Below are 370 nucleotides of genomic sequence, written 5' to 3' on the forward strand. Positions count from 1 at the left end.
TTCATGAAGGGCGTAGTAATCATCCAGCCACAATCCTCCTTCTGGTAGGCGATGGCTAATCTCGCCTACTTCTTCATAGGCCATACGGTCCAGGCGACGTTTTTGACTCTCTTGTTTTCTGACGCTATCTAGGATTCGATTGCGGAATTTTGTTTTGAAGTAGACGTAGAGTTTCTTTTCCTCTTTCACTAATTCTGGATGGGCCTCGAGGAGTTCATAGAGACAGATCAGTCCTTCTTGATCCCAATCCTCTTTTTCCCACAGGTGGAGATAATAATCTTTTCGGCATCTATGGACAATACCTTTTACTTTCTCATAATACTTTTCAAGCATTTGCTTTCCCCCTTTCTCTGCTTGTAGTATAGCAGAG

The 370-nt window shown here is 43.0% G+C and carries 1 protein-coding gene; it reads right to left on the reverse strand.

Going from position 1 to position 370, the window contains the following annotated elements:
• The coding region (locus ADM33_RS00335; RefSeq protein WP_049502687.1) for a hypothetical protein at positions 1-333 on the reverse strand (333 nt) is incomplete at its 3' end.
• Positions 334-370 lie beyond the last annotated feature (37 nt).

This window comes from Streptococcus oralis (genome assembly GCF_001075875.1).
Classification (GTDB): Bacteria; Bacillota; Bacilli; order Lactobacillales; family Streptococcaceae; genus Streptococcus; species Streptococcus oralis_I.